A 26,110-nucleotide genomic window follows, 5' to 3' on the forward strand; every position below is an offset into this window, starting at 1 on the left:
TTATGCGCCTCCCGATATGTGTTGTACGGAGTCCCGGATAACCAGTTCCGTGTGAAAGTAAATGGTTTCCTTCGCAATCTGCTTTTTCTCGATGCCCTCGAGCAGCCGCGCCGCGCCTTCCCTGCCGATCTGCTCGATCGGCCGGCGGACCGTCGTCAGAGCCGGCGACGTATACCCGGAAAACAGCTGGGCGTCAAAACCGACAACCGACATGTCGCCGGGTACCTTCAGCCCCTTCTCATGGATCGCTTTGATGGCGCCGAGCGCCATCTCGTCGTTGCAGCAAAACACTGCGGTCGGCCTATCCCGCTCCGGAAGCTTGAGCAGCTTGTTCATCGCGGTATAACCGCTCTCCAGGTTATAGTTCCCTTGTACCCGGTATCCAAGCGCAACGGTCAGCCCATGCTTTTTCAGCGCATCGAAGTAACCTTCCCGACGGGACTGCGTCGATTTGAAGCTTTCTTTTCCCTCAATAATCGCAATGCGCCTGTGGCCCTGCTCGATCAAATATTCGACGATGCGGTAAGCGCCGCCGCGGTCGTCTGGAATCATGTTCATCACCTGGGCGTTTTCCACCGGGCGGTTCATCACGATAAGCGGAATGCCTTTGGCCGCAGCATGCTCGATGAACGGCTGATCCGCTTCGCTTTGGCTCATGACCAAAATGCCGTCGAAGCTTTTCCGCGTAATCGACTCGTACGATTTATAATCGTCAATTCCGCGGACCACGAGATTGTACTGCGACTTGATGATGTCGTTCACTCCGCGAACGGCCTCATAGAAAAAACCCGCAGACGTTCCCGTTTGCAGCGTTGAAAAAAACAGCCCGATATTGTATGATCGATCCAGCACGAGACTTCTTGCGCTGAAATTGGGCGAATAATTAAGTCCGGCGGCAAGCGCCTTGATCCGTTCCTTCGTATCCGGATTGATAAGCGGGCTGTCGTTGAGCGCTCGCGACACCGTTGTGTGCGATACGCCTGCCAGCCTCGCAATATCTTTAATGGTGACCAAATCTACCACCTCGCGTCCATCATAACATAGTAGTGCACACGTTAACAACGGTTTTCACCATTTTCGCAAAAATCGTCATGGCCCCGCAAAAATAGAATAATGGCCTGCGCACGTATCGCGCAGGCCATTATATTTATGTTTAGCAAATCATGCGCAGCTGAATTTTTGCGGATCACCGAGAGCTCCCTAGGGATAGGCTGCCAGGGCTCCTTTCACTTTTCGGGGAATTGTTCCTTTTCCTCCCCTCACACTTCGAGCAGCAGCATTTCATGACGCAGCTCCTTCAGCCTTTCCTTGCTCTCCTGAATCGCTTTCAAGTCTCCAGCCTTCAGCGCATCGCTCAGTGTGGCAAGCTCGTAATCAAGCTCCAGCCTGAGCACCGGGATGCGTTCATCCGGACGTTTGGAACGAAACGCCTGCATCATTTCCTCCACGGTAACAAACGGTTCTTTTTGGAACAGCACCTTATGCTCCACCCCCGAAATTTCAACCATCCGGATGATTTCGCCGAACATAATATTTTCAATGAGAATTTGTCGGTCCTTGAACCGTTTGACAACCGCGTGGCCCCGGGTATCGCCGATCATTTTCTCCATAAGCTCTGCCAGCTTTTCATCTTTAAACGAGTAGTTGCCGACGATTTTGTAACGCTCGCCGATGCGTTGAAACTTCAGCTTCACAAGCTTGCGGCCGGTGCGGATCGAGATGATGAACTGCTGGTCGTTTTCGTTCCAATACAAGGAATAGCCTTCCTGGATCAGCGCTTTTATAAAGTTACGGATTAGCCGACGATCGAAACGCAGCTCTAGGTTGCAGTACTCCACTTCATGACTTTTACTCACGGCAATCCCCTCCCAAGTAGTGTTCCCGCCAGGCTTTCGCGGCCGATGATTCCGGTTGGACAACTGAATATTTGATGGAATTTTCAGATAATTATCCTTACTCCTATCTTATTATGAATAGTATGATTTAGCAACTTGGTTTATTGTCTTTTTATTAAAAAAATCGCCTCTTTTTTGACTGCCGATCCCCCCTAAATCCCCCCAACGGGGGGACCCCAGGCGCTCGGGCGCCCTGGACCCGCCCGAATTGCGCGGCTGCTCGCTTCTAGGTCGCGTTTGTCAGGGCATGGCTTTTTTACCTTCGGATAAAAAGCCTATGCCCTGACACGCTGTACTATCGGCACTGGGCTGGGTTAGGCGGTGCGTGCCTCGGGCCCGCGATTGCCCGGGCACGTTTCGGTTGCCGCCGAAACGATGCCGGACTCGCTTTACGATCGTGTAAGACGATAGAGAGGCAATGGTTCGGGTAATGCCTGAAAGTATGGGCTGAAGCGGATTTGGCCATTGCTTGTTCGAAGGTGTAAGAAATACTTGTGAAACCCTGGCCTCGTCAACAACACCGCGTACATCATACATTGACTCTAAATTTGTAACTTCGACGGCCTAACAAAAAAACCCGGCGGGTGCCGGGGTGAACTGTGACCCGTAGGATGGACACTTTGAAAAAAGTGCCCTTCTACGGGTCTTTTGTGTTTTAATCATGTTATAAGGAAAGTGAGGGAACGGGATGAGTAAAAAAATATTCACGGAATTAGAAATGAGGCAATTAGAGAGGAACCCAAATGTCCGTCATGTATCGGAAAAAGCCATTACCTATGAGCCGTCGTTTAAGTTGGCTGCCGTATTAGCTAATCTGGAAGGAAATACGCCTCAACAGATATTCTTAGAAGCGGGTTTTCATCTTGAGACGATTGGAAATGAGCAACCTAAACAATGCCTAAAGCGCTGGAGGGCAACATACGCCAATTACGGTGAAACTGGTTTACTGGAGGAACGCCGCGGGAAAGGGTCCCCCGGAAGGCCGTCAGAGAAGGCATTATCGATTGAGGAACAGTTAAAACGTGCAGAAGCTCGAATCGAGCTTTTAGAGGCAGAGAATGATCTCCTAAAAAAGCTCGAAGCGCTCGAAAGACAGAAGCGGAAATCCTGACGTGTTCCGAGCGCTTTCAAATGATTAATTCCACGGTCCGTTTGCATGGCATAAAACGTATGACAAGGTATCTTTGTAAGCTGCTAGCGGTAAGCTCAAGCGGGTACTATCGCTGGTTGAGCGCGGAAGAAACAAGGCAGAAACGCGAATATAGCGACGAGCAAGACGCTAATCTCATCAAAGAACACTTTGTTGCCTTACACGGTAAAGCCGGTGCTCTTGTGATCAAAATGCGGATGGAACAGCGTAGTAACGTGACCATGAACCATAAGAAAATCCGACGGCTTATGAAGAAATATAATCTCGTGGTCACGATTCGTAGAGCCAATCCGTACCGTAAAATCGCCAAAGCTACCCAAGAGCACGCTACATGTCCGAACCTGCTGGAACGTCAATTCGATCAAGGCGAGCCGGATAAAGTATTCCTGACCGATATCACCTACCTGAACTATGGGAACGGTCAGACTGCTTACTTATCTGTTATAAAGGACGGTTCAACACGCCAAGTGCCTGCTCATTACCTTTCCACGAGTCTAGACGTTTCTTTGTCGATACAAACCTTTGACAGACTCCTAGAACATTTAGATGGTAACATTCATCCAGAGGCCATGATTCATTCGGATCAAGGTATCCACTACACTCACCCTACATTTAGGGTAAAGGTGAGCGAGGCAGGCTTTCGGCAGTCGATGTCTCGAAAGGGAAACTGCTGGGATAATGCATCTATGGAATCATTTTTCGGTCATATGAAGGACGAGCTTGATCTCGCAGAATGCAACACTTTGGAGGAGCTCCGGAACCGTGTACAAGAGTATATCGACTTTTACAATTCCGAACGGTACCAATGGACATTAAAAAAGATGACCCCTGATCAATTCGAGGCCACTGAAAAAGTTCATTCATACGAAAAAGGTACAGTCCTTCTAGAAGGTAGAGGAGGCTGTACCTTTTTTGCCGAATATTAATTCATCACGAAAAGTGGGTGAGAGTAGATGATTCGGCAGCAACAAACTTTAGTTCTGAGTCCTTACGCGGCACTGTATGACATCGTCGTGCCAAAGGACAATATGCTCCGTCAAATCAACGAACTGGTGGACTTCACTTTCATATATGAGGAACTGGAAGCAAAATATTGTTTGGATAATGGACGTAACGCCATTGACCCCATTCGCATGTTTAAATATCTACTACTGAAAGCCATCTTTGAACTATCTGATATCGACATTGTCGAGCGCTCTAAGTATGACCTGTCGTTCAAATATTTTCTAGGCATGGCACCGGAGGATCCAGTTATTGACCCGAGTTCCTTGACGAAATTTCGCAAGCTACGGTTAAAGGACATCAAATTGTTGGACATGCTTATCGGGAAGACGGTAGCCCTCGCCATCGAGCAGAATATCCTGAAAAGTAACTCGATTATCGTTGACGCTACGCATTCGACAGCACGCTACAACCAGAAGTCGCCTCAAGAAATTCTACAAGATCGTGCGCGGAAATTACGAAAGGCCGTTTACAGTATGGATGAATCGGCCAAAGCCAAGATGCCAGCAAAGTACACGAGCAACGTACTCGAAGACGAAATTGAGTATTGCCAAAAACTCGTCGCCTTCATCGAAAATGAATCCGGAATCGCACAAGTGCCGAAAATTCTGGAGCCGCTCAACTTGTTGAAGGAGACGGTGGAAGATGACGTCGAACATCTTCGGCTGGCGGCGGATCCGGATGCGCGTGTGGGACATAAGAGCGCAGACTCCGCCTTCTTTGGATACAAAACACATCTAGCCATGACCGAGGAACGCATTATTACAGCGGCTATCATTACAACTGGCGAGAAGAATGATGGCAAACAATTGCAGGCACTCATCGAAAAAAGCAAAGCAGCCGGCATGCAGGTCAAAACTGTCATTGGAGATACCGCGTATTCGGAAAAGGATAATATTTCGTACACGAAGAGCAATGAAATTGAACTCATAGCAAAACTCAATCCGCTCATCACGCAAGGCAGCCGAAAGAAGGAAGACGAATTTCTGTTCAACAAAGATGCCGGCATGTACATATGCCCAGCTGGTCATATGGCGATCCGAAAGGCTCGTGAGGGCAAAAAAGGTGTCAACCGAAACCAGGCGAATACCTATTATTTTGATGTAGAGCTATGCAAGCGTTGTCCGCTCAAAGAAGGCTGCTACAAAGAAGGCTCCAAAAGCAAGACATATTCCGTAACCATTAAATCCAATGAACATTTGGAGCAGATGGCCTTCCAAGAGACGGAATACTTCAAGGAGAAGTCCAAGGAGCGGTACAAAATTGAAGCAAAGAACAGTGAACTTAAACATGGACACGGGTATGATGTTGCCACATCCTCGGGTCTACTTGGCATGGAAATGCAAGGTGCAATGACCATATTTGCTGTAAATCTTAAGCGAATATTGAAACTGATAGATTGAAAAACACAGCGATTAGACCGATTTAAAGTCTCAAAAAAGACATCCACCCCCTAAAACAATGGGGTAGATGTCTTTTTTGCAACTAGTAAGAGACGCCTGGAGAATAAAACATAAGTTTTTCAGTGGCCTCGATCAATTCAGAAGTCATCTTTTGACAGCTTAGGTTCTTTTTCAATCGTCCACTTTATGGGTCACAGTTCAGGGGATGGGATTATTGCTGGGTATCCGTATTGGAGTCGGAGCCCGTCTTGGACTGGCTTTCGCGGAGAGCGGCCTGGCTCTGCAAGTCGATCAGTTCCCCTGCGTTTACGGTGAACTGCTCTTTATCGTACATTTCGAAGCGCAGCGACAGACGGACGCGGATCAATCTGTTATTGGTCCTCGTCCCGTCGGTCCAGTAGCCGTTTTGGTAAAACAAATAGTCGTATGTATTTTCTTCAGGCAGAGCATCCACGATAATCGGCCTATTGGAAAAGCTGACATTTTTGATTTTGGCGTTTAATGTGTTTTTGATATGCGTCTGGATCGCTTCGATTTTGTTCGGGTTCGTTTCGCCGGTAACCACGTAGCTCCCGCGATTTCTGCCGTTCGACGAAACGGGCGCATTATTTTTTTTGCGAAGCTCCTGCTCGCTGACATACAGATCCTGCGTATATTTCTCCTTCACGATCGGAAGGCCGGTTAAATCCATCCCCATCCGCTTCACGTCCTTCAGACGCCAGTATTTGTTGTTTGTTCCGGACGAAGCTTTTTCATTGTATATGGTCAGAGCGGGATATTCGGCACCGAGGTAGTTATACCACCCGGCGTTCGGGCTGCTCATGACGATCTCTTCATAGTCGGGATTCGTTATGGGCTGCTCCTCATACATTCGGCTGTTGATGTAGATCGTTTTCGTTTCGCCCTTAAACAAAATACTCGCGCCGAGCAGATTGCCCAGTTCCTTGATTGGCAAATAACTGGACCCGTCATAAATGAGCGTGTCATGCTCCAGCTTTACCGGCTTGCCGTCAAGCACAATGTTGTAATCGGGACGCAAATACGCGTCTACTTTTCTCAAAATATCTTCCGCATAAACGCCCGCCGTAAAAGTCGTTGCGAGCAGCGAGCTGAGCGCTGCGATTCGCCATATCCGTTTTCGCATCGGATCGATCCTTTCTTGGAAAGTAAGTAGAAATCTACAAATTCAATTACTTACATGATACGGCATTTTTCGCATTTTGTCCCGCATCCGAAGAAAGAAATCGTCCTCAAGCAGCAAAAAAAGGAGCGCCGGCGGCCCATATTGGCTGCGCGGACGCTCCGTTTTACCGGCCTGCCGGGGCGGCCCCGGGTTAATACGCCTTTGGCACCTCCACCTTCCGTGTAACGCCGTTTTCGGTAAAATAAATGTGCACGCCGTGATCCTGATCGTCCAGGAAAAACGACACATATTTGCTGTCGCCCTTACGGATCGGCACAAGCAGCGTGGCGATCCGGTGACTGCGCGCTTCGCGGGCGGATGCGGTCAAATGCCATTCGCGCGGCAATCCTTCGATTTCACCCGGATCGGCATCGGCAAATTCGTCCGTCTGGGATAACGCCAGGTCGCCGGAGGAGCAGTATACGAAACGTCCGTCCATATCGGCTTTTTGGCCCTCCACGCGGAACGTTTGCCCTTCGAGATTCATCCGGTGAGGAGTATGGAACAGCCAATCCAGACGTCCGGGCCGGGACAAATCGACCTGGTCGACGATGACGGCGTACGACTGGTCGAAGAAATATATTTCCCGCACATAGCGGTCCAAATAAGGCACATTTTCCTTGTAGGCTTCGGTCGCGTTGCAGCGGGAATAGCTGTAATGCGCGTGCGATTCGACCGCTTCGACGACGCCTTTGGCCGCCATTTGCAGCGTTTTATCGCGGCCTGCATACTGCCCCTTGCCGTCGATCAATATGTTGTTGGTCGAACGTGTCTGCCGGCGCCAATTCATATGCATCGTGCTGCCGAAAGCGACATAATGGCCGCTCTCTATGGCGAGAGGTTCGCCGAACGCATGCAGCAGGAAGCCGTTTTGATCGCCGTGGCTGTGGCTGACGGAGCCGTACCAGCTGCTCTTGGTCAACAGCATAATATGGTCCTGCGGCCGATCCATGTTCGCATGGAAGGCGACCCAGCCGATATCGCGGAACCATTTGACTTTCTCAATCGCAGTCGGCGCTACCGGCTCCACAGCCGGGTAATCGTGGCGGTACACCATATCGTCGAAACGGAAATCCCACCAGCCGTAGTTGTAAAACTTCATCTCCGAATCGGTGTCCGTCTCTTTCACCCGCTCGTAATACCATTGATACAAGCCGTTCCCGGTCACTCCCGCAAACTGGCGGACGTTGAAGCCGGTTTTCAGGCTGACCGGATCGCCAAGCGTCGATTGGTCGCCGAAGCTGCAGCGAATCGTATCCGGACTGAAGCAGTACAGTGGAAAATCGCCGGTTTTTTGGAAAAACGGCCGCTCGTAAAAGTTGATGCCCGTATATTTTTTCAGCAGGTTCATCGCCTCGGTCACAAACGCCATGCCCGTCGTCCAGTACATCGGGCCTTCCGCCCAGCCCCCGTCGATGCCGCCCCATGGCGAGTACAGACAAGCGTAATACTCCAGCGTGTAATCAAGCCACTCCCTGGCCTTCTCCTCTTCCCCGAACATCGCAATACAGCAGGGCACAAGCACGGACGACAGCGAACGGACAGCGTGGCTGTCGAACGGTACCTGGTGAATTTTCGAACGTTCAATTACGTGAAAGGCAACCTGCGCCGTTCGCTTCAGAAGATTGTCCCGCACCTGCTCCCGCTCTTCCGCCGTCAAATACGCGTACAGCCAGTCGTAACCCCAGGCTAACGCGCCGGCGATGCGGAACGCCGCTTCATCGTTGTAGTCGCGGGAAGTCGTACCGTCGATTTCCCAAGTAAGGACATGGAGCAGCCAGGATTTGGCCCGCTCGATCAGCTTGTCATCATCCAACACGACGCCGGCGACGGCAAGATGCCGGATTGCGTACAGCGTCTCCTGACAGTCCATATACATTTGCCGCCACAGCTTGGCGACCCGTTTGTTGTCCGGGTAACGCTTCGGTTCCGCTATTGGCTCCCGGTCGATCCACGGCTTTACGGATCGCTCGTAAAAGACATCCCAGCCGCAGTAGGCCGGGTCCATCTTGACCTTGCTCTTGAACGTTTCGAGTTCATCCGCTTGCAGCCACAGGCGCGGATGCGTCAGCTTCACGCCGCCGTATCTTTCGGGTCGCGCGGGAAGCGGCGTTTCCGTAAGACCCTCGGGCACGGTAAAGGAGCGTGTCCGGCTCCACGCGGTACGTTCGTAACCGGCACCGCCGGGTGTGTCGGACTCCAGCAAAGCGTAGCGCCAGTAATACGTACCCGGCGGCAAGGCCCGATCCGGAGTGTAAAAATTATATGGTATCGGCTCGATCGTAACCGTGTCTTCGCTGGAGAAATCGGCCGATTTCGATATTTGCAGCGCATATCTGTCGTGCTCGAGTTTAGCCGGTATCCAGGTAAACCGCGGCGGATTTTCAAGAAGCCGGGTTTGTTCGTTCGGTTCGTACTGCACGGTCAAAATGCCGCTTTGCGGCTCGTACAACGGTTTGCTCACGTTGCTTCACTCCATCCCGCTAATAATGATGATTTGATAAAATGAATGTTTGTTCCGCTTGCCGGGCAAATCTTAGTGCCGCAGCCCCTCATCCGTCATCGTAAACCGAGAGGTTTTGCCGCTGCAGCGGACGGTTAATGTATCTCCAGACAGCTCCGCTTCCGCGGCTTCGCCGGCTGAGTAAATTTGGATAAAGTTCGAATCCGCTCCCGTAACCCGCTGCAGCAGCGCATAGGCAGGCCGGCTCGGATCAACCGAGCACCCGGGCGTTTCCGCCAAGTAAACGGAAGCTTGCCGCGGCGGAATAACCGTGACGTGCAGCCGATTTTCCGTACCGCCGGTGAGAAGCCGAAACTGATCGCCGGTACTGCGAAGCATATGCCGCGGCTTGACGAGAGCATATCCGCCCTCTTTGCCAAACGTTGCGGAGGGGTCGGTCAGTTTCGTCCCGTCCATCGCCGTAAAAGGATACAACGAGTGGAACCACAGGTCGATGATGTCCTCTTTTTCCAGCTTCGCTTGGGCCCAATCGACCACCAGCTGTTCGACTATCATCACGTGGCGATCCAATATGCAGCCTTCATAAGCTCCGGCCGACCGAGCCCATACGTACGAGGCATCGGGGCCGCTGATGAATTTCACGCACTCTCCCTCATGCGGCTGCTGCGACCTGCCGCCGACGGCGATCGTGTTGTGGCTGGCCGTTTCGGCAAACCATTCCTTGCGCAGCGCCGATCCGTAAGGCACCATCCCCATCTCCGGCGAGACGGCGCCGCTGCTGTGCTCAATCGACACGTGCAGCTTGTCGTAATGCCCGTGCGAGCCGCCGTGCGGACCGAAGTCGATCAGAAACGACAACGGATTTAACGCATGCCGTCCGATCGCGAAGCCGGAATCGGGCAGAAGTAAAGAAGAAGCGGCGGGGCGGGGCAGGGTCAAATCCGCGTCGCCTGTGCCGTACATGACGGCCTCCAGACCGGTTCGCACCGGCGAACCGCCGAGCTGGCGGTATGCTTCGGCAAGCACCGGTGCATAATCGGGTTTGCCGTACCGGGCGAAGCCGATTTCCATAATTTCGGCGATTTCCCGCGCGTACGGAATCCGCTTATACGGCCCGTCATGCAGCGCCGGCAGCTCGCCCCGTTCGTTCGCGAGGCCGGCCAGCACGTCAAACATGCTCTCGAAAGATTGCCCGCCATCCCCGCGCAAGCCGTACATATCGATGCCGAAACGCTCCGCCATTTCCGCCGTGATCAAATAAGCGCGCAGCACAAACACGTGATAATAGGCGCTTCCTTCGAATTCAAAGCCGTCCGGCTTCACGCCGATCGACAGGTGGTGCCGCAAGCCGCCTCGGTCATGGAGCAGCTCCTCCAGCTTGCCGCGTTCCCCCTGCGCCGCGTAGACGCACGACAGCGAAGCGTTAAGCCACGCCGTATAGTTGCTTTCGGGATTGCCGCGGTCATGGATCAATATGCGCCGGTATTCCACCATGCTGCTTTCCAGCATAGCCAGAAAATTCGCCCATACCCGATCCATTCCGCTCATGTTAACGCCTTCATCCTTCAGCAGCAGGTAGGCGCGAATCAGCGTCGTCGACCAGATCGCTTCCGTCAGCGCCTGATGGAAAGCGCGCCCTTTCAGCATCCACGGCTGCGCGTCCGGATGCACCGGGTAACGCGGAAATTGCGCCGCGTATTGCGACAAAATCGCAAGTCCCAGCTCGGCGTACCGCGCATCCTTTTCCGCGGCATATACAGCCGCCGCCTGGAGCGCATACCGGGCGAGCGACTGATGCTTGAAAACGAGCCACGCTGCACGGTACTCTTCCCCTTCGATGCTGCAGCCGTGCGGACACCGGAAGGTACGGGCGTCTTCCTCCGAAGGCTCGAACAGCAGTTCCGCATGATGCTCGGGACATACATATTGATGCCACCACCCTCCCGGCTCTTCGGGAATGCGGACGCCCCTATCGATCAGCTCATTAAGTTCCTGGCGCAGACCGGCGACCGCCTGCGCACACCACGACGTTTGCTCCAGCTTCTCCCTGATACTCGTCATCGTTGATACATCCCGCCGTTGATTTCGATCGTTTCGCCCGCCGAATAAGAGACCGAATACGGTGCGTCAGCGGCAGCGCGGCCGAGCTCCGTATTGGAGTAGGTGATGGGCGCAATTTGGCCCGACAAATCGATTTTCATAAGATCCTCTCCCCATAGATTGATCTAACGAAGTTGAACAAAACATTTACATGGCAGAGCCTGCTCAGAAAGCAATTAATGCGTTATCGCGATGCGTTTGTCGGAAGGCATGGTCAGCGTAATTTTAGTGCCCTTACCCACCGTGCTTTCAATGGAAAGTCCGTACTCTTCGCCGAACACCATCTGGATGCGGCGGTGCACGTTCATGAGTCCGATGCCTCCCCTCCGGTATCCGGACTGGGCCGGTTCGCCGGCCAGCCGGTTTTCCCTCAACTGCGTTCGCAAATTCTCCAGCCGCTCCGGCGGGATTCCGGCGCCGTTATCCTCCACGATGACCATAAAGAGCTCCTTTTCCTTTTTCGCATCGATGCGAATGTAGTGGCGCTCCTCAATCCCCTCGGGAAACGCATGCTGGAAAATGTTTTCCACAATCGGCTGCAGCGTCAGCCGCACCATTTTTTCCAGCAACAGGGATGGCGGAATAACGACGTCGATTTCGAATTCGCGGCCGATCCGGTGCTTGAGAATGATCAGGTAGTTGCGCACATGGTTAAGCTCGTTGGCAACCGTAATTTCCTCGAGATTCGTCTGCACGGAATAACGCAGCATGAAGGCGAGCGCTTCGACGATTTCGGAAATTTCGTGCGAGTCTTTCACGATCGCGTAGCAGTTGACCGTCTCCAAGGTGTTGTACATGAAATGCGGGTTGATTTGCAGCTGCAGCGACTGAAATTCGGCGGTCTGCCGTTCGAGCTCGATTCTTTGCATGTCGAGCGCCGTTTTTTGACTTACAAGCTCGACTTCGTATACTTTTTTGATCATTTCCTGCAGCCTCGTCACCATCAGATTATAGCTGTGGATGAGTCCGCCGATTTCATCGCTGCGGCCCGATTCGTCGATATACTGCCAATTGCCCTTCTCCGTCTCGCGCATCCCTTCCTTAAGCACGCGAATCGGGGCGACGATCGATTGCCCGAACCGGTAGGCGAGCCACAGCGCGACGATTAAGGTCAGCAGCCCGACGATCAAGGTCGTCGAGCGGATCGTCGAAATCGGCGCCCGCAGTTCTTTGACCGGCATCGAAACGACGAGCGTCCATTTGGAATAAGCCGACTTTCGCGAAACGAACAGTCTATCCTCCTGCCCGACCCGATCGACGAACATGCCTTTGCCGTCCGACATGACGTTTTCGGCCAAGCTTCCCTGCACCTCGGTGCCGAGCTTCTCCTTATCCGGATGGTAAATATAATGGCCGGTTTCGTCCAGGATGAAAAAGTAATCGTTTTTCCCGAGGTCGAGACCGTCCCATATGCGGGACAGCTCCTGCACCCGGAACTCGATCGCGAGCACGCCTTTGAAATCGAAAGACGATTTGCCGCGGATTTTCCGGGCCAGCGTGATCACCAAATTTTTTTCGTCCGGGCGCGAGCTTACATTCAAAATCGCCATGTCTCCGTTTACCGGCGTGACGCTCTGCAGCAGCTTATACTGCTGCTCAATGCTGGCGTCGTCCGGCATCCGGACGTTCTGGTTGTCGTAAAACACCGACCGCCCGTTGTCGCCGATCACATAAATCAAATTCAGCTGCCGGTACAGCGTGAACAGCGGCTGCAGCGCGTAACGCTTGATTTGATCCGAATAATAAAAGTATTCGTAATAATCGGTCGGCTCGATCTCCAAAAAGGCGCGGATATCCTGATTGGATATAAGCGAGTTACTGACGAGCTCGTAATTTTGCAGGTAAATGTCGGTTTGGTACAGCGCGTTGTTGATCGTCTGCGCCATATATTTTTCGACCTGCCGGTCGAGCGCCTGACTCGACTGGAAGTAAGAAAACACGCTGACCGACAGCAGCGAGAGCACGATCACAATGATGAAATAAACATAGATTTGCCCGGAAAGCGTACGCTGCTTCATTATTCGATCCCCATCATGTGACGATATTCCGAAGGCAGGAAGCCGGTATATTTTTTGAATGTTTTCGTAAAATGCGGATGATCCGCGTAGCCGACTTCGTTTGAAATGTCCGTAATCCGGTAATGCGGAATTTCCAGCAACTTTTTGGCTCTCTCCATCCGGCGCCGGATTCGGTATTGCACGAACGTCTCGCCCGTCATTTGCTTGAACAGCTGGCTGAAGTAGGAGGCGTTCAGTCCGATATAATCCGCCACTTCCTCCAGGGAAACCTCTCTGGCCAAGTGCTCCTCAATATACAGCTTGGCTTCTTCGACAGGGTCCTTCACCTTGCCTTTGCGCTTGTTTTTCAGCGTGCCGCACATGTCCGCAATAGCTCCCGTAAACCGCTGCCACGCCTCTTCAGCCGACAGCACATCGTGAAAATGCAGGCCGGAGGCGAAAGCGAACACATCGCGGGTGTTCAGCTTCTTGATAAGCAGCGCGTAATACTCGCCGAGCAGATCGGTGAGCTGGGACAAAGCAAGCTGCTGCCGTTCGCATTCGGCGCGGCATTCGGCAAACGTGCGGTCCAGCCTATCCTGCTGCAGCGTCCAAACCGCCTCCTCCGTATCCTCCACCCATTGATCCAGCTTCGTTACGGATACGAACGCTTTCGGCCGCTGCTTTTCGGCGTTCGCCACCAGCTTGCGGATGACGTCCTCAACGAGCCTCTTGTTCATCGGCTTCAGCAAATACTCCTTGACCCCGTAGGAGACGCATTTTTGTGCGTACTCAAAGTCGCTGTAGCCGGTCACGATGACAATCTGGATGTCGCCGTCATGCTCCGCCACGAGGCGGCACAATTCGAGCCCGTCCATTTTCGGCATGCGGATATCGGTGAACAAAAAATCGGGGCGCTTCTCCCGTATCTTCTCGAATGCGTCCGCTCCGTTCTCCGCTACGGCAACCTCCGAAATCGGCAGGCCCGATTGCTCGACCAGCTTTTGCAGTCCTTTGCGAATCATCGGTTCGTCGTCTACAATGAGTACGCGATACATGAAGGAACGCCCCTTTCTTTTAGTGTCAAATCGAGCCATGAAGTAGAGCTCCCCACGCGGAGATCACGTGAGGAGACGAAAAACGGGCTATTTTCATTAACGGCGCGGCATGGAAATCGTTACGCTGCCGTCTTTTTTGTTGAACTTCTCGGTCGCTTCCTTGATGACGTCATTGCCGCCCTTGGATTTCCATTCTTCGAGCACTTTCGGCCAATCGGAAATCGGCTCTTTGCCGTAAACCATTTTAACCATGTGATTCAGCAGCAGCGGCGGCGCGGTATCCGAGTTCGGAGCGATGTCCGGATTTTTCACGAGCGCATCGAGGCGAGGATCGAATTGAATGCCATCGCGGCCCTCTTTTGCTAAAATTGTATCATAAATGTTCATCAGTTTCTTGCCTTCTTCGGTCAAGCTGAGCGTTCCTTTATTGTAGGTCGTATCCTGCACGAGCCACAGGAACGCCTGTCTGTAGCGCTCTTCGTCGACGCCTTGCGGATCGGTCGGCGATTTGTAGTTGATTTTGCCGTTTTCTTCGGTGTACGTATCGCCTTGGATGCCAAAGGTGAAAAACTTCTCGGCTTCGTCGCTTACCATCCAGTCGAAAAACTTGACGATCGCTTCCGGATTTTTCACATTCTTGTTGATAAAGTAGCCGCGAGTCACGGAGCCGTACAAATAATGACCGCCTTTGCCGTCCGGTCCGACCGGAGATGGAATGACTTCCAGCTTCGCCGTCGGCACGTTCGCTTTCAGCTGCTGCTCCCATTGAAGCACCTCGTTGGCGTTCATCGACCAAATGCCCGCTTTGCCGGCTAAAATGTTGTTTTTGTAAACGGTCGGATTGATCGTCGCAAACTCTTTGTTGATGAGACCTTCGTCATACATCGTTTTGTACGTTTGCAGAGCTTTCATCATGTTTTCGGAGTCGAAAAATTTCGGAACGATCTGGTCGCCCTGCTTCTCGAACATCGAAAGGTACGGGAATACGTCGTACGCCCCGAAGAACGTATCCGCATACTTGAACGTTTCGCGGCCTTGATACGGGTTTTCGACACCCAATTCCTTAAACTTGCGCAGCACGTTCACATATTCGTCCACCGTCTTCGGCACCGGCAAGCCGGCTTTGTCGAGCAAATCTTTGCGGATGACCGTCGCTCTGCGCGAAGGATTGGACAAATACTCCGGAATCGCCATTATTTTACCCTGATAGCTGACATTATCCCATGCTTCCTTAGGGACTTTTTTCAACAGGTTTTGCCCGTATTTCTTCAGCAGATCGTCCAGAGGCATAAACACGCCGGCAGGAACGGAACCCGCCATTTCCTTGCCGTTAACCCCACCGGAGCCTTGCACGACGTCGGGAATATCGTTTGTCGCGAACATTTGGATCATCTTTTGCTCGTATTCCTTATGCGGTACAAGCTGAATGTCGAGGTCCGTATTCGTCAGCTCCTCGAGCTTTTTAACCCACTTGTCCTCGTTGATGTTCGGCGATTTCTCCACATAGTTAAATGCGAGCGTGCGGAGCGAAATCGAAAATTTCGCTTTTTCCCCAGGCTTGCCTGCGCCTTGAGCCTGATCTGACGGCTTGTCCCCGCCTGCACAGCCCGCAAGCATGCTTATCGCGAGCAAAGAGGCAGCGCTCACCTTGATCCATTTTTTCATGTTACCCCTCTTTTCTAAAGTTGAGTTTATTGGGAAGTGGCAATAAAACAGCGCTTGCAACCTAGATTCATTGTAAATTGACGGCTTGCCGCCAACAATGGAAAGACTTTGTATCCGTTTGGCTTTTCTTTAGGTCCGCCTTAAGGTCTATGCTTTGATCGAACCGATCATCATGCCTTTGACAAAATGCCGCTGCAGAAACGGATAAACCAATATGATCGGCAAGGTGGCGATGATAATCGTCGCCATCTTGATGCCTTCCGGGTTCATATGCGCAAGCGAGCTGAACTGGGAGGCGCTCGGATCGATGCTGATGTCGTCGCTTTGAATGAGCTGGTTGAGCTTTACCTGCAAAGGCCAAAACGCCGGTTTGTTGATGTAATAAAGCGCCTGCATGTAAGTATTCCAATGGCCGACTGCGTAAAAAATGCCGAGCGAAGCCATCACCGGTTTGGACAGCGGCAAAACGATGCTCCAGATCATCCGCATTTCGCTGCAGCCGTCGATCCGGCCGGAATCGATGATCTCGCCGGGAATTTGCATGAAAAACGATCTCATCACGAAAAAGTTGAACGAGCTGATCGCTCCCGGCAGCAGCAGCGCCCACAGCGAGTTGGTCAAATGCAGCGTCTTCATCAAAATAAAGTTCGGGATGAGCGGCGCGGAGAAAACGACCGTGATCAGCACCATCATCACGACATATTTTCTGCCGACATACTCCTGGCGGGAAACCGGATAAGCGAGCGACGCCGTTGCGATCAGGTTGATCGCCGTACCGACGACCGTGATATAAACGGTTACCCCGAACGACCGCCAAATGGCCGCATCGCTGAATACATACTGATAATTAATCCACGTAAAATTAACCGGCGTAAAGAGCACCTTTCCGGCGATGATCGCGTTCGAATCGCTGAGCGACTGGGCGAGTACGTTCAGAAAAGGCAAAAACATTAGCAGCGATAATATCGTCAAAAAGGTCAAGTTAGCCGCGTTAAAAATGTGCCATCCGGCACTTGCTCTGCGTTTCGTGTTCATGGCAGCCACCTCACTTTAATACAGGCTTTCGCCGGTCGTTTTTTTGCTGAGCACGTTGCCTATGACGATGAGCAAAAGCCCGACGACCGATTTGAATAATCCGATTGCTGTCGTATAGCTGTACTGCTGGGCCAGAAGCCCCTGCTTATAAATGTACGTGTCCAAAATTTCGCCGTTATTAACGTTCAGCGGATTCAGGAACACGAACACGCGCTCGAAGCCGAAGTCGAGAAACTTGCCGATGTGCAGCAGGAACAAAATCATGATCGTCGGAACAAGCGAAGGCAGCGTAATCGCCATCGTCTGCTTCCAGCGGTTCGCCCCGTCCACCTCGGCGGCCTCATACAGGTCCGGGTTGATGCCGGCCAGCGCCGCAAGGTAAATGATCGTCCCGTAGCCGGAATCGCGCCAAATGCCGGAGCCGACCAGGATCGAGCGGATGTACGACTCCTCCCCGAGGAAATAAATCGGCTGGAAGCCTAGCCATGAAAGAAATTGATTGACTGCCCCTGTCGACGGGGACAAAATGCCGACCGCGATGCCGCCGACGATGACCCAGGACAAGAAGTGCGGCATGTAAACGATCGTTTGCAGCACCCTTTTATACAAAACGACCCTCAATTCGTTAAGCAGCAGAGCCAGGATGATCGGCGCCGGAAACTGAAAGATCAGATCGTACAAACCGATCAAAATCGTGTTGTTCATAATTTTCAAAAAGTCGTAATGCTCGAACATGCGCCTGAAATGCTCCAAGCCGACCCATTTGCTGCCGGCGATGCCGTTAAAAATATTGTAATCCTGAAACGCGATGACCGAGCCGAACAGCGGCACGTATTTGAAGATGATGAAATACAAAATGCCCGGTAAGGAAATTAGATAAAGCGCTTTATATTTCCACATAAACGAAATGAGGCTTTTGTTCGTCTGCGTCCGGAAACCGGCGCGGTCCGATGCTTGGATATTAGTCGCCATGTCTGTCCCTCCCCCGAGTTGTCTGTTTTTCCGTGTACGGTTTCATCCGGCTTGCACGCTCTCCTTCCTTTCAGAAGCTTATGTTTTTCTAGTTATATCGTAAACGGAGCGTGTCGAACGAACAATGGAGTGCCTTTTTCAGCACTTGTGTTTTTTTTAGGTTACACAATCCGGCGGCAAGTATGTTACTATTTAGAAGATACATACGCTCAACAATCAACCGAGAGGTGAACCTCATTATGGCATTTTCCGGATTTTCGCCGCATGATTTCGCAACCTTTTCCATCGAAGGATTGGAGCCGCGCATGAAAGCGATACAGGAGCGCATCCAGCCTAAATTCAAGGAGCTTGGCGAGGAACTGGGAGCTACCGTTTCCGCACTGGCCGGCCACGAGATGTTCCTGCACATCGCCAAACACGCGCGCCGCAAAGTAAATCCGCCGGTCGATACGTGGATGGCGTTTGCTTCTAATAAACGAGGCTACAAGCAGTTTCCTCATTTTCAAGTGGGCCTCTTTGACGACCGGCTGTTCATTTGGCTTGCACTTATCTACGAACTGCCGGCGAAAACGAACATCGGCAAAACTTACCTGAAGCATATCGACGAGCTAAGGCAAACGATTCCCGGGAGCTACATGCTATCCTTCGATCATATGAAAAAAGACGCCGTTTCCGCAGCCGATTTGAGCAAAAAGGAGCTCAAGGCCGCACTGGAAAAATTTCGCGATGTGAAGAAAACCGAGCTGCTGATCGGCAAAGTGATGATGGCGGACGAACCTCTGATCTCCGACGGACCGAAGCTGACTGCGGAAATCGCGGCCGTTTTCGAGACGCTGTCTCCCTTGTACCGCTTGGCGATGCAAGTTCAGCCATAAAAATGCCGCAAAAAATTAAGGTAAATCTAAGCTTTCCTTAAAGTAGAATTAAGTTTGGTTGTATAACCTAAGGATGTTGGGAAAGCACGGTGCCAGGCGGCACCGCTTCCCGAACTTTAAAGCGGAAAGGTGGTATCGACTATTGTACAAACCGTACTCCAGGAAGCTCATTGTAAGCACGCTGGCACTCGCTATTTTGCTGGGCGGCAGCCTCGCTTACGGAGCTGGCGGGCGGGCGCTTGCTGAGAATCAGACGCAAAATGACCAGCAGCAAACCCAGTCGGGCGACAAGCAAAGCAAGCTTAAGGAATTCAAACAGAGGCTCGCGAACCGGCAGGCCGGGCAAAAGCGCGATGAAGAACGTTTTCCTATCGTTGAAGAAGCCGCTGCCATATTAGGCATGGATAAAGAAGCGTTAACCGAGGCATTGAAGGAAAAAAGCTTGGCCGACATCGCCAAGGAGAAGGGCATAACAGAAAGCGATCTCGTGGCCAAACTTCAAACCGAACGCAGCAATAAAATCGACGAAGCGGTCGCCTCCGGCAAAATCACCGCCGATAAAGCTGCGAAGCTGAAGGAAAGCATGTCCAAACATTTGAGCTTTATGGTAAACAAAAAAGGCCTCCATCTGCTTGGCAAAAGCCAAGCCTTGAAGGAACATCCGATGATGAAGGAAAGCCTTGGCAAAGTGGCGGAACTTCTCGGAATGAGCAAAGAGGACTTAAGCTCGGAGCTTAAAGCAGGAAAGTCTTTGGCGGAAATCGCCGAAGCGAAGGGCATCAGCAAAGACCAACTGGTCGCCAAAATCAAAGAGCAGATGACTCCGATGATCGAAAAAATGGTCGATCACAAGCGCGAAGCCAAATCTTCTGCGCAAAATTAAATTACTTACTTACCTATGCAAACCCATCGTTTCCATTCGACATATTTCCAGCAAAAACAGCCGCCTCCCCCAAGCGGCTGTTTTTGCTTTATTTGCAAAGGGAAACGTGAACGCTTGGAATGGCTAAGCAGCGACGAGGAGACCTTAAGTTATATGAAATACGGGAGAACTCGCGAATTGAAAGAAACAGCCTGATTTATAGCGCTAAAGAAGAAGGTAAATTAGAAGGTAAATTAGAAGTTGCCAAAAAAACGCATTCATCTTGATTAACCGAAATTGCTGATCTTATTGCCTTGACGGAGCGTTCTGTACTAAGGCGTTGCAGCGCAAGAAGGCTGACCTCCCCTTTCGGAATGGTCAGCCTTCTTGCTTACCGCTGCGCAGGTAAACTCGAGGATCTAGTGCGATCATCAATCTGCACCGAGCAAAGCCATTCGCGAGACTTAAGCCGCGCGGCTGGCCGGTTTGCTGCCGCGGTCCAGCGTCACGAAGCGGTAAAGCAAGTACAGGGCGGCGATGGAGAGCGCCGCACCGGTCCAAAACGGCGTCGCGTGGCTGTAGTCATACACCGCAGCGCCGAGCAGCGGGCCGGTGATGCGGCCGAGACTGTCCATCGACGAGTTAAGTCCGGAGGCGACGCCTTGGCCGACCGGCGTCTTTTGCGAAATGAGCGACGTCACACAAGGTCGGATCAAGGCGTTGCCCGCCCCAAACACGGACAAATAGATCGCCGCAGTGACGACGTTCGACGACAGCAAAATGAGCGCGAAGCCGGCGGCGGACAGCAGCAAGCCGACTGCGATCACCTTTTGCTCGTCGCCTTTTTTAATGTACCGCCGAACAATACCGCCCTGAATCAGTGCCCCCACTACGCCGCTAACGGCAAAAATAATGCCGAACTGAAGCGGAGTCGCTCCGATTTTATCCTGCTCGAACAACAGCAGCGTCGCTTCCAGCCCTGCCAGCGAGAACGAAACGAAAAACGACAGCACGTACAAATATTTCAGCGGACCTACGAACGCCGACCAGCGTGACTGTTTTTCTTTTTTCACGCCTCGCTTGTCAGGGGCAAGCGATTCCGGCAGCATCACGAAGGCAAACGCCATCGTCGCCAGCGCAAGCAGCGACGATGCGAAGAAAGGTACATGATGCCCCCACTGGCTCAGCACTCCTCCGAACGCAGGCCCGAAAATAAAGCCGAGACCGATCGACATGCCGACAAGTCCCATCCCTTTCGTGCGGTTTTCCTCCGACGTAATATCGGCCACATAAGCGACCGCGCAGGCGGTAGCCGCCCCGGAAAACAAGCCGCCGAGTACCCGCGAAACGTACATCAGCAGCAGATTGTCCCCCGAAATGCCAAAGATGAAAAAGCTGATGCTGAAGCCCAGCAGCCCGATCATGATGATCGGCCGCCTTCCCCAGCGGTCCGATATCGCTCCCCAGACCGGCGACATAAGGAACGATGCCGCCGAATAGACGGACAGCAGCATGCCCAGATGAAACGTATCCGCTCCCGATTCGGTCACCACCTGAGGCAAAACCGGAATAATGATGCCGAATCCGATAAAAATGGTCATCAGTAGTACCATGATGACGGCAAGCTGTTTTTTCATAACGTTGGAAAGCCTCCCTGGCCTTTATATGTAAATGGAGATGAATAAACATGCCTTTCTATCGTATCACAACTTTTTTCCCGAATAAAATAAACGTTCCGTGAACATGGAATGGTCACGCTCCCGCTGCAGCAAACTTAACATAAGATTTAGAATTGTCGCTTGCATCCATGCCGGAAAATGATATACTCAAATTTGTTTAATTTTGTCGGAAGGGACGTGTTGTCCGTGCTGGATCATCAGCGTACTCCTTTGTTCACGGCGCTTCAGCGCCATGCAGAACGAAATCCCATTCAATTTCATATTCCCGGTCACAAAAAAGGCGTCGGCATGGACCCCGAGTTTCGCCGCTTTATCGGCGACAACGCCTTATCCATCGACCTTATCAATATAGCGCCGCTCGACGATTTGCACCAGCCCACAGGCGTCATCGAAGAGGCGCAGCTGCTGGCAGCGGATGCTTTCGGCGCCGATTATACGTTTTTCTCCGTACAGGGGACAAGCGGCGCGATTATGACGATGATTTTAACCGTATGCGGACAAGGCGATAAAATTATCGTCCCCCGCAACGTGCACAAATCGGTAATGGCCGCGATTATTTTCGCCGGAGCAAAGCCGGTATTTTTATCCCCGGTGCGTGACGCCAACCTCGGCATCGATCACGGCGTCACGAAGCGTTCCGTTCAACGCGCGCTGGAGCGGCATCCGGACGCCAAGGCGGTGCTCGTCATCAATCCTACGTATTACGGCGTTTGCACCAATTTGAAGGAGATCGTCGATCTGGTTCACAGCTACAACATCCCTGTGCTTGTGGATGAAGCGCATGGCGTGCTGATCCATTTCCACGACAAGCTGCCGATGTCCGCCATGCAGGCCGGGGCCGATATGGCTGCGACCAGCGTGCACAAGCTCGGCGGTTCCATGACGCAAAGCTCGGTGCTCAACGTGCGGGAAGGACGCGTTAATGCGCGCCGAGTCAAGACGGTCATCAGTATGCTGACGACTACGTCGACATCCTATATTTTGCTCGGGTCGCTTGATACCGCAAGACGCCACCTGGCGATCAACGGCCGGCAAATGGCCGAGCATGCGCTTGAGCTGGCAAGCTACGCCCGCCGCGAAATCAATGCGATTCCGGGACTGTACTGCTTCGGCGAAGAAATTTTAGGTACCGAAGCGACGTATGATTACGATCCGACCAAAGTGACCATACATGTGCGCAAGCTGGGCATCACCGGGTACGACGTCGAAAACTGGCTGCGCGAGCATTATAATATCGAAGTCGAGCTGAGCGATATGTATAACATCCTCTGTCTTGTCACTCCCGGAGATACGAGGGAAAACGTGGAGACGCTGCTGGAAGCGATGCGCGAGCTGTCCAGACAAAACTACAACGTTCGCGAGGAAAACGAGCTGGTCATTAAAATTCCGTCGATCCCCCAGCTGACATTGACGCCGCGGGACGCCTTTTACGGGGATACGGAAATCATCCCGTTCAAAGAATCGGCCGACCGGATCATCGCCGAATTCATCTATGTTTATCCTCCAGGCATTCCGATTTTACTCCCGGGCGAGGTTATTACGCAGGAGCTGATCGACTATATCACCGAGCACATCGAGGTGGGGCTCCCGGTTAAGGGGCCGGAAGACCGCAGCATCGAACAGGTCAAGGTGATCGTGGAGACGCCGGCGATCTTCTAAGGTTTTTTACCCACCTGCCCACCCTAAAATCTAGCCCCGCCACCTAAATCCCCCTCCGGAGGAGGGGGACCCCATGGCTCTGCCCTGGACCCGTTCACCCCAATCGAAAAGAGATAATGGGGTGTGCCGATGTTCATTTCCGCTAATCCCTGCGGCTGTCCGGCATCGCTTTGCTGATGCAAAGCAGACGCCGGACATGCTACCCCAAATCCGGCCAGCTCCGCTCTATCCACTCGATCACATCGGCGAGAGCGTGCTCGTCGTGGTGCTTGCAGCTTCGCTTCGCCACTTCATGAAGCGCAGGCTCCGCGTTTAGGACGGCGATGCCCGTTCCGGCGCGGCGGATCATTTCCATATCGTTCATATGGTCGCCGACCGCTACGCTCGCCGACGGGTTGATTCCAAGCATTTCGACCAGCCGTTCGAGCGCATGGCCCTTGGTCGCATCTTTCGGCAATATTTCGAAATATTTGGCATCGGAACGGACGAAAGTGATATCCTCCATTTCCCACCCAGCCACTTCCTTTTCCACCGCATCAAGCGATTCCGGATTCCAGGCGAGAAGCACCTTATGCCACGGCTTGGGAACCTGACGGCAATCACCTGCAGACCCTCCCGCAAAGCCCTCCAGCATACGGTGTTTATCGGTAACTTCATTTTCCTTGACAAAATGCGGCTTACCCCCGGAGTAGATCTCGATGCCGATGCCCGGAAAAGCTGCGGCAATCCTCTCCACAACAACTGCCGCCCTGTCGGGAAGCGTTCGCTCCCACACAACCCGGTTTGCCGCAAAATCATAGATCATCGCACCGTTATAAAGAATCGCCGGAGCGCATACCGGAAGTTGACCCGCAAACACTAGCGCAGAGCTGGCGATTCTGCCTGTCGCAAGCGTAAACAGCCCTCCCTGATCGACAAATCGCCGAATCGCCGCCTTGTTTTCTTCGCTGATCCGTTTTTCCTTGTTCAGCAGCGTACCGTCCAAATCCGTTACGAGCAAGCAGCCTTTGAGTGTATCCAATGGACATTCCCCTTCCGCCGCATTTTTGAGCGATTGTAAAAATGCAGCCGTAATGCTATGATGATCATGGCGAATATGCAAATCATTCCAATATTCTTGAAATTACGAAAATGTTCAGGCAGGTGTATCCGTTCATGGCACAAAGCGCTTATATCAAATTTGTGGAAGGCTCCGCCGTATCCTCCTTGACGCTGGACGAATTGAAAGAGCATTTGCTGAAATATAAGGAGCAGCTTGCCTTAACCGGCAAACAACTCGGCTGGGAATACGCCGATGCCGGCTTCCCCTACACGATCGAAACAAAGCCGGAAGGCGAAGGAAAATGGTTTTATTTGAAGGGAAGCTCCCCCTTGTACAAATACATCGTTCTCGGCGTCGGCAGCGAAACAGAGGGAGAGCAGCTGCGGCATTACGTCCAGGTCGTCCTGCCGGACGACTGCACGCACGGAGATAAAGCCAAGGGCAACGAATTTTGCAAATATTTGGGCCGCCACCTGAAGGCGGAGCTTCATTTGTTTAACGGCAGAATCATGTATTTCAATCCCCGCAAGTAAGCAGTGCCCACGAAAAAACCCTTCTTTCGCAAGAAGGGTCAGATTGTTGACAAAGCCCCGGTTTTTCGGGGCTTTTGTAGGATCATTTTTTGAATTTAGCCCTAAAAATAGAAGATCGCCTCTTATCCGGCCCTTTTAGCCAGGATATTGGCGATCTTTTTAATGTTTTGACATAGTGCAGTCAGTAATGCTTGCTGCTGCACTTTGTTTCGGCCGCGGAACCGGCAGTAGCGAAGCCCATGGAGCTCTTTGGCATCCGCGAAGCTTCGCTCAATCGTCTGGTATCGTAAGCGGTAGAGATATTTGCCGGACTTGCTTCTACCGTTTTGTTTTACCCACTCTTTACTATCCTGCCATACATGCCTGGTGATGACTTTTTGGTGATTCCGGGACCGGGTACATTCTTTGAGCATGGGGCAGTTCGCACAATGATTCGGATCCGACTTATACTGTCTGTAGCCTTCGCGATCCGTTGTCGTATATTTCAATTCGTGTTTTTGTGGACATATATACACATTGTTCTCCGCATCATACTTAAATCGCCACTTAGCCATTAATCCTTTAACTGGGGTAAAGGCTCTACCTCCGATGACCGCGTATATTTTCTTGTCTTGAAGCTTTTTGCAAATGTGCGACGTGAAGTAACCTGCATCCAGTGCGACGGCTTCCAGTGTTTTTTCGAATTTAAACTTCTTGATGATATGTTCCAAACGCTCTATGTAAGGGACAGAATCGTGAACATTGCCGGCAGTGACGTGGACATCCATGATGATGTTGTATTTGTGGTCGACGGTCCGATGATCGAGATAGAAAAAGCCTTCCGGCTTACCGTCCCGCACCATATAACCGCTCTCCGGATCGGTTGTGCTTACCTTCGTTAGTTTGGTTTCTTCCACCTCCTCTCGTGGCTTTAAAGCTTTTTTCCATGAGCCTCGCGATCGGCACGAATTGCTTCGTCCAGTTCTTCCATGTAGGCCTTCGTACTCTTGGTTACTTCCTCTTGAACAAACTTTCGTTTATTCGCATTGGCCTTAAGATGAGTTGAGTCGGTGATAAGTACCCGACCGGCAACGAGACGATGTTGAATAGCAAGCAGAACGACCCGGTCGAAGATTTGTTGAAGTACATCGCCTTCTTGAAGACGTTCACGAAAGTAGCTAAGGGTGCTATGATCCGGCACGCGATCCTTGAGCCCAAGCCCCAGAAACCATCGATAAGCATTATTAGAGAAAACCTCTCTTTCCAACCGTCGTTCGGAGCGAATGCCGTCAAGATACCCGATCAATAGCATCTTGAAAAGCATGATGGGATCTGCCGAGGGACGTCCATTATCCTCGCAGTAATAAGGACGGACTAAGTCGAGAATAAAGGAAAAGTCGATATGCTTATGTACTTTACGAAGAGGATGATCTGGATGAACCAGTTCCTCGATACACACCAATTCATATTCATTTTGGACATTCGGATTAGAGCGAAGCATAGGATCCACCGCCTTAAGAGTATATTTACATTATAACATATTAACGCGGTAATTTG

The 26,110-nt window shown here is 51.9% G+C and carries 19 protein-coding genes and 1 pseudogene; 6 read left to right on the top strand and 14 right to left on the bottom strand.

Annotated elements, in window-relative coordinates; all coding sequences use genetic code 11:
- Positions 1-1,014 carry a LacI family DNA-binding transcriptional regulator gene (locus MYS68_RS14405; RefSeq protein ID WP_248926511.1) on the bottom strand — a complete coding sequence of 338 codons (1,014 nt, stop codon included), beginning with the start codon at positions 1,012-1,014 and terminating at the stop codon, positions 1-3.
- 245 nt (positions 1,015-1,259) lie between these two features.
- Positions 1,260-1,856 (bottom strand): hypothetical protein, encoded by a 597-nt coding sequence (locus MYS68_RS14410; protein ID WP_248926512.1) that lies wholly within the window; start codon positions 1,854-1,856, stop codon positions 1,260-1,262.
- Between the two features lie 727 nt (positions 1,857-2,583).
- Between MYS68_RS14410 and MYS68_RS14415 the strand changes: the two are divergent.
- A pseudogene (locus MYS68_RS14415) lies at positions 2,584-3,890 on the top strand (IS3 family transposase); the annotation flags it as partial.
- A gap of 108 nt (positions 3,891-3,998) precedes the next feature.
- The gene (locus MYS68_RS14420) at positions 3,999-5,450 is read left to right on the top strand and encodes an IS1182 family transposase (protein WP_248926513.1); all 1,452 of its coding nucleotides are present in this window, start codon (positions 3,999-4,001) and stop codon (positions 5,448-5,450) included.
- Positions 5,451-5,661: 211 nt separating this feature from the next.
- On the opposite strand, the gene MYS68_RS14425 is transcribed toward MYS68_RS14420, so the two are convergent.
- The 9 genes from MYS68_RS14425 to MYS68_RS14465 all read right to left on the bottom strand — a co-directional run bounded on the left by MYS68_RS14425 (position 5,662) and on the right by MYS68_RS14465 (position 17,924).
- On the bottom strand, positions 5,662-6,594 hold the full coding sequence (locus MYS68_RS14425) for a copper amine oxidase N-terminal domain-containing protein (protein ID WP_248926514.1): 933 nt from the start codon (positions 6,592-6,594) through the stop codon (positions 5,662-5,664).
- A 190-nt stretch (positions 6,595-6,784) separates the two neighbouring features.
- Positions 6,785-9,097 carry a DUF4962 domain-containing protein gene (locus tag MYS68_RS14430; RefSeq protein ID WP_248926515.1) on the bottom strand — a complete coding sequence of 771 codons (2,313 nt, stop codon included), beginning with the start codon at positions 9,095-9,097 and terminating at the stop codon, positions 6,785-6,787.
- A 72-nt stretch (positions 9,098-9,169) separates the two neighbouring features.
- On the bottom strand, positions 9,170-11,158 hold the full coding sequence (locus tag MYS68_RS14435; RefSeq protein ID WP_248926516.1) for a heparinase II/III domain-containing protein: 1,989 nt from the start codon (positions 11,156-11,158) through the stop codon (positions 9,170-9,172).
- On the bottom strand, positions 11,155-11,298 hold the full coding sequence (locus MYS68_RS14440; RefSeq protein WP_248926517.1) for a hypothetical protein: 144 nt from the start codon (positions 11,296-11,298) through the stop codon (positions 11,155-11,157). The genes MYS68_RS14435 and MYS68_RS14440 overlap by 4 nt, the downstream gene beginning before the upstream one ends.
- 75 nt (positions 11,299-11,373) lie before the next feature.
- On the bottom strand, positions 11,374-13,215 hold the full coding sequence (locus MYS68_RS14445) for a cache domain-containing sensor histidine kinase (protein WP_248926518.1): 1,842 nt from the start codon (positions 13,213-13,215) through the stop codon (positions 11,374-11,376).
- Positions 13,215-14,252: a response regulator transcription factor gene (locus MYS68_RS14450; protein ID WP_248926519.1), complete on the bottom strand. Its 1,038-nt coding sequence runs from the start codon at positions 14,250-14,252 to the stop codon at positions 13,215-13,217. Before MYS68_RS14450 ends, MYS68_RS14445 begins: the two co-directional genes overlap by 1 nt.
- Before the next feature lie 96 nt (positions 14,253-14,348).
- Entirely contained in the window at positions 14,349-15,917 is a 1,569-nt protein-coding gene (locus tag MYS68_RS14455) for an extracellular solute-binding protein (RefSeq protein ID WP_248926520.1), read from the bottom strand.
- A gap of 147 nt (positions 15,918-16,064) precedes the next feature.
- The gene (locus MYS68_RS14460; protein WP_248926521.1) at positions 16,065-16,952 is read right to left on the bottom strand and encodes a carbohydrate ABC transporter permease; all 888 of its coding nucleotides are present in this window, start codon (positions 16,950-16,952) and stop codon (positions 16,065-16,067) included.
- A 15-nt stretch (positions 16,953-16,967) separates the two neighbouring features.
- A complete protein-coding gene (locus MYS68_RS14465; protein WP_248926522.1) occupies positions 16,968-17,924 on the bottom strand; it encodes an ABC transporter permease in 957 nt (318 codons plus the stop codon).
- A 239-nt stretch (positions 17,925-18,163) separates the two neighbouring features.
- Between MYS68_RS14465 and MYS68_RS14470 the strand changes: the two genes are divergently transcribed.
- Positions 18,164-18,799 carry a YktB family protein gene (locus MYS68_RS14470; RefSeq protein ID WP_248926523.1) on the top strand — a complete coding sequence of 212 codons (636 nt, stop codon included), beginning with the start codon at positions 18,164-18,166 and terminating at the stop codon, positions 18,797-18,799.
- Positions 18,800-18,941: 142 nt separating this feature from the next.
- Positions 18,942-19,682, top strand: coding sequence for a hypothetical protein (locus MYS68_RS14475; protein ID WP_248926524.1), 741 nt, complete (start codon positions 18,942-18,944; stop codon positions 19,680-19,682).
- A gap of 443 nt (positions 19,683-20,125) precedes the next feature.
- Here the strand turns inward: MYS68_RS14475 and MYS68_RS14480 are convergent, their stop codons facing one another.
- Positions 20,126-21,298: an MFS transporter gene (locus MYS68_RS14480; RefSeq protein ID WP_248926525.1), complete on the bottom strand. Its 1,173-nt coding sequence runs from the start codon at positions 21,296-21,298 to the stop codon at positions 20,126-20,128.
- A gap of 231 nt (positions 21,299-21,529) precedes the next feature.
- On the opposite strand from MYS68_RS14480, the gene MYS68_RS14485 reads away from it, so the two are divergent.
- Entirely contained in the window at positions 21,530-22,999 is a 1,470-nt protein-coding gene (locus tag MYS68_RS14485) for an aminotransferase class I/II-fold pyridoxal phosphate-dependent enzyme (RefSeq protein WP_248930911.1), read from the top strand.
- Between the two features lie 199 nt (positions 23,000-23,198).
- Here the strand turns inward: MYS68_RS14485 and MYS68_RS14490 are convergent, their stop codons facing one another.
- Positions 23,199-24,020 carry a Cof-type HAD-IIB family hydrolase gene (locus tag MYS68_RS14490; protein WP_248926526.1) on the bottom strand — a complete coding sequence of 274 codons (822 nt, stop codon included), beginning with the start codon at positions 24,018-24,020 and terminating at the stop codon, positions 23,199-23,201.
- 134 nt (positions 24,021-24,154) lie between these two features.
- On the opposite strand from MYS68_RS14490, the gene MYS68_RS14495 reads away from it, so the two are divergent.
- Positions 24,155-24,574, top strand: a complete 420-nt coding sequence (locus MYS68_RS14495; RefSeq protein WP_248926527.1) for a DUF1885 family protein — start codon at positions 24,155-24,157, stop codon at positions 24,572-24,574.
- Between the two features lie 122 nt (positions 24,575-24,696).
- On the opposite strand, the gene MYS68_RS14500 is transcribed toward MYS68_RS14495, so the two are convergent.
- Positions 24,697-26,054, bottom strand: a protein-coding gene (locus MYS68_RS14500) for an IS1182 family transposase (RefSeq protein ID WP_248924449.1) whose coding sequence is annotated in 2 segments (ribosomal slippage) — positions 24,697-25,490 and positions 25,490-26,054 — 1,359 coding nt in all. Because the reading frame shifts where the segments join, the coding sequence is not laid out codon by codon here.
- Positions 26,055-26,110: the final 56 nt, after the last annotated feature.

It is taken from the genome of Paenibacillus hamazuiensis (assembly GCF_023276405.1).
Taxonomy (GTDB): Bacteria; Bacillota; Bacilli; order Paenibacillales; family NBRC-103111; genus Paenibacillus_AF; species Paenibacillus_AF hamazuiensis.

What these genes read in the sequence shown, in the direction of transcription:
- MYS68_RS14495 (WP_248926527.1), top strand. Translation starts at nt 24,155, where the DNA reads ATGGCACAAAGCGCTTATATCAAATTTGTGGAAGGCTCCGCCGTATCC.
- MYS68_RS14450 (WP_248926519.1), bottom strand. Translation starts at nt 14,252, where the DNA reads ATGTATCGCGTACTCATTGTAGACGACGAACCGATGATTCGCAAAGGA.
- MYS68_RS14470 (WP_248926523.1), top strand. Translation starts at nt 18,164, where the DNA reads ATGGCATTTTCCGGATTTTCGCCGCATGATTTCGCAACCTTTTCCATC.
- MYS68_RS14420 (WP_248926513.1), top strand. Translation starts at nt 3,999, where the DNA reads ATGATTCGGCAGCAACAAACTTTAGTTCTGAGTCCTTACGCGGCACTG.
- MYS68_RS14460 (WP_248926521.1), bottom strand. Translation starts at nt 16,952, where the DNA reads ATGAACACGAAACGCAGAGCAAGTGCCGGATGGCACATTTTTAACGCG.
- MYS68_RS14435 (WP_248926516.1), bottom strand. Translation starts at nt 11,158, where the DNA reads ATGACGAGTATCAGGGAGAAGCTGGAGCAAACGTCGTGGTGTGCGCAG.
- MYS68_RS14425 (WP_248926514.1), bottom strand. Translation starts at nt 6,594, where the DNA reads ATGCGAAAACGGATATGGCGAATCGCAGCGCTCAGCTCGCTGCTCGCA.
- MYS68_RS14455 (WP_248926520.1), bottom strand. Translation starts at nt 15,917, where the DNA reads ATGAAAAAATGGATCAAGGTGAGCGCTGCCTCTTTGCTCGCGATAAGC.
- MYS68_RS14440 (WP_248926517.1), bottom strand. Translation starts at nt 11,298, where the DNA reads ATGAAAATCGATTTGTCGGGCCAAATTGCGCCCATCACCTACTCCAAT.
- MYS68_RS14445 (WP_248926518.1), bottom strand. Translation starts at nt 13,215, where the DNA reads ATGAAGCAGCGTACGCTTTCCGGGCAAATCTATGTTTATTTCATCATT.
- MYS68_RS14465 (WP_248926522.1), bottom strand. Translation starts at nt 17,924, where the DNA reads ATGGCGACTAATATCCAAGCATCGGACCGCGCCGGTTTCCGGACGCAG.
- MYS68_RS14480 (WP_248926525.1), bottom strand. Translation starts at nt 21,298, where the DNA reads ATGAAAAAACAGCTTGCCGTCATCATGGTACTACTGATGACCATTTTT.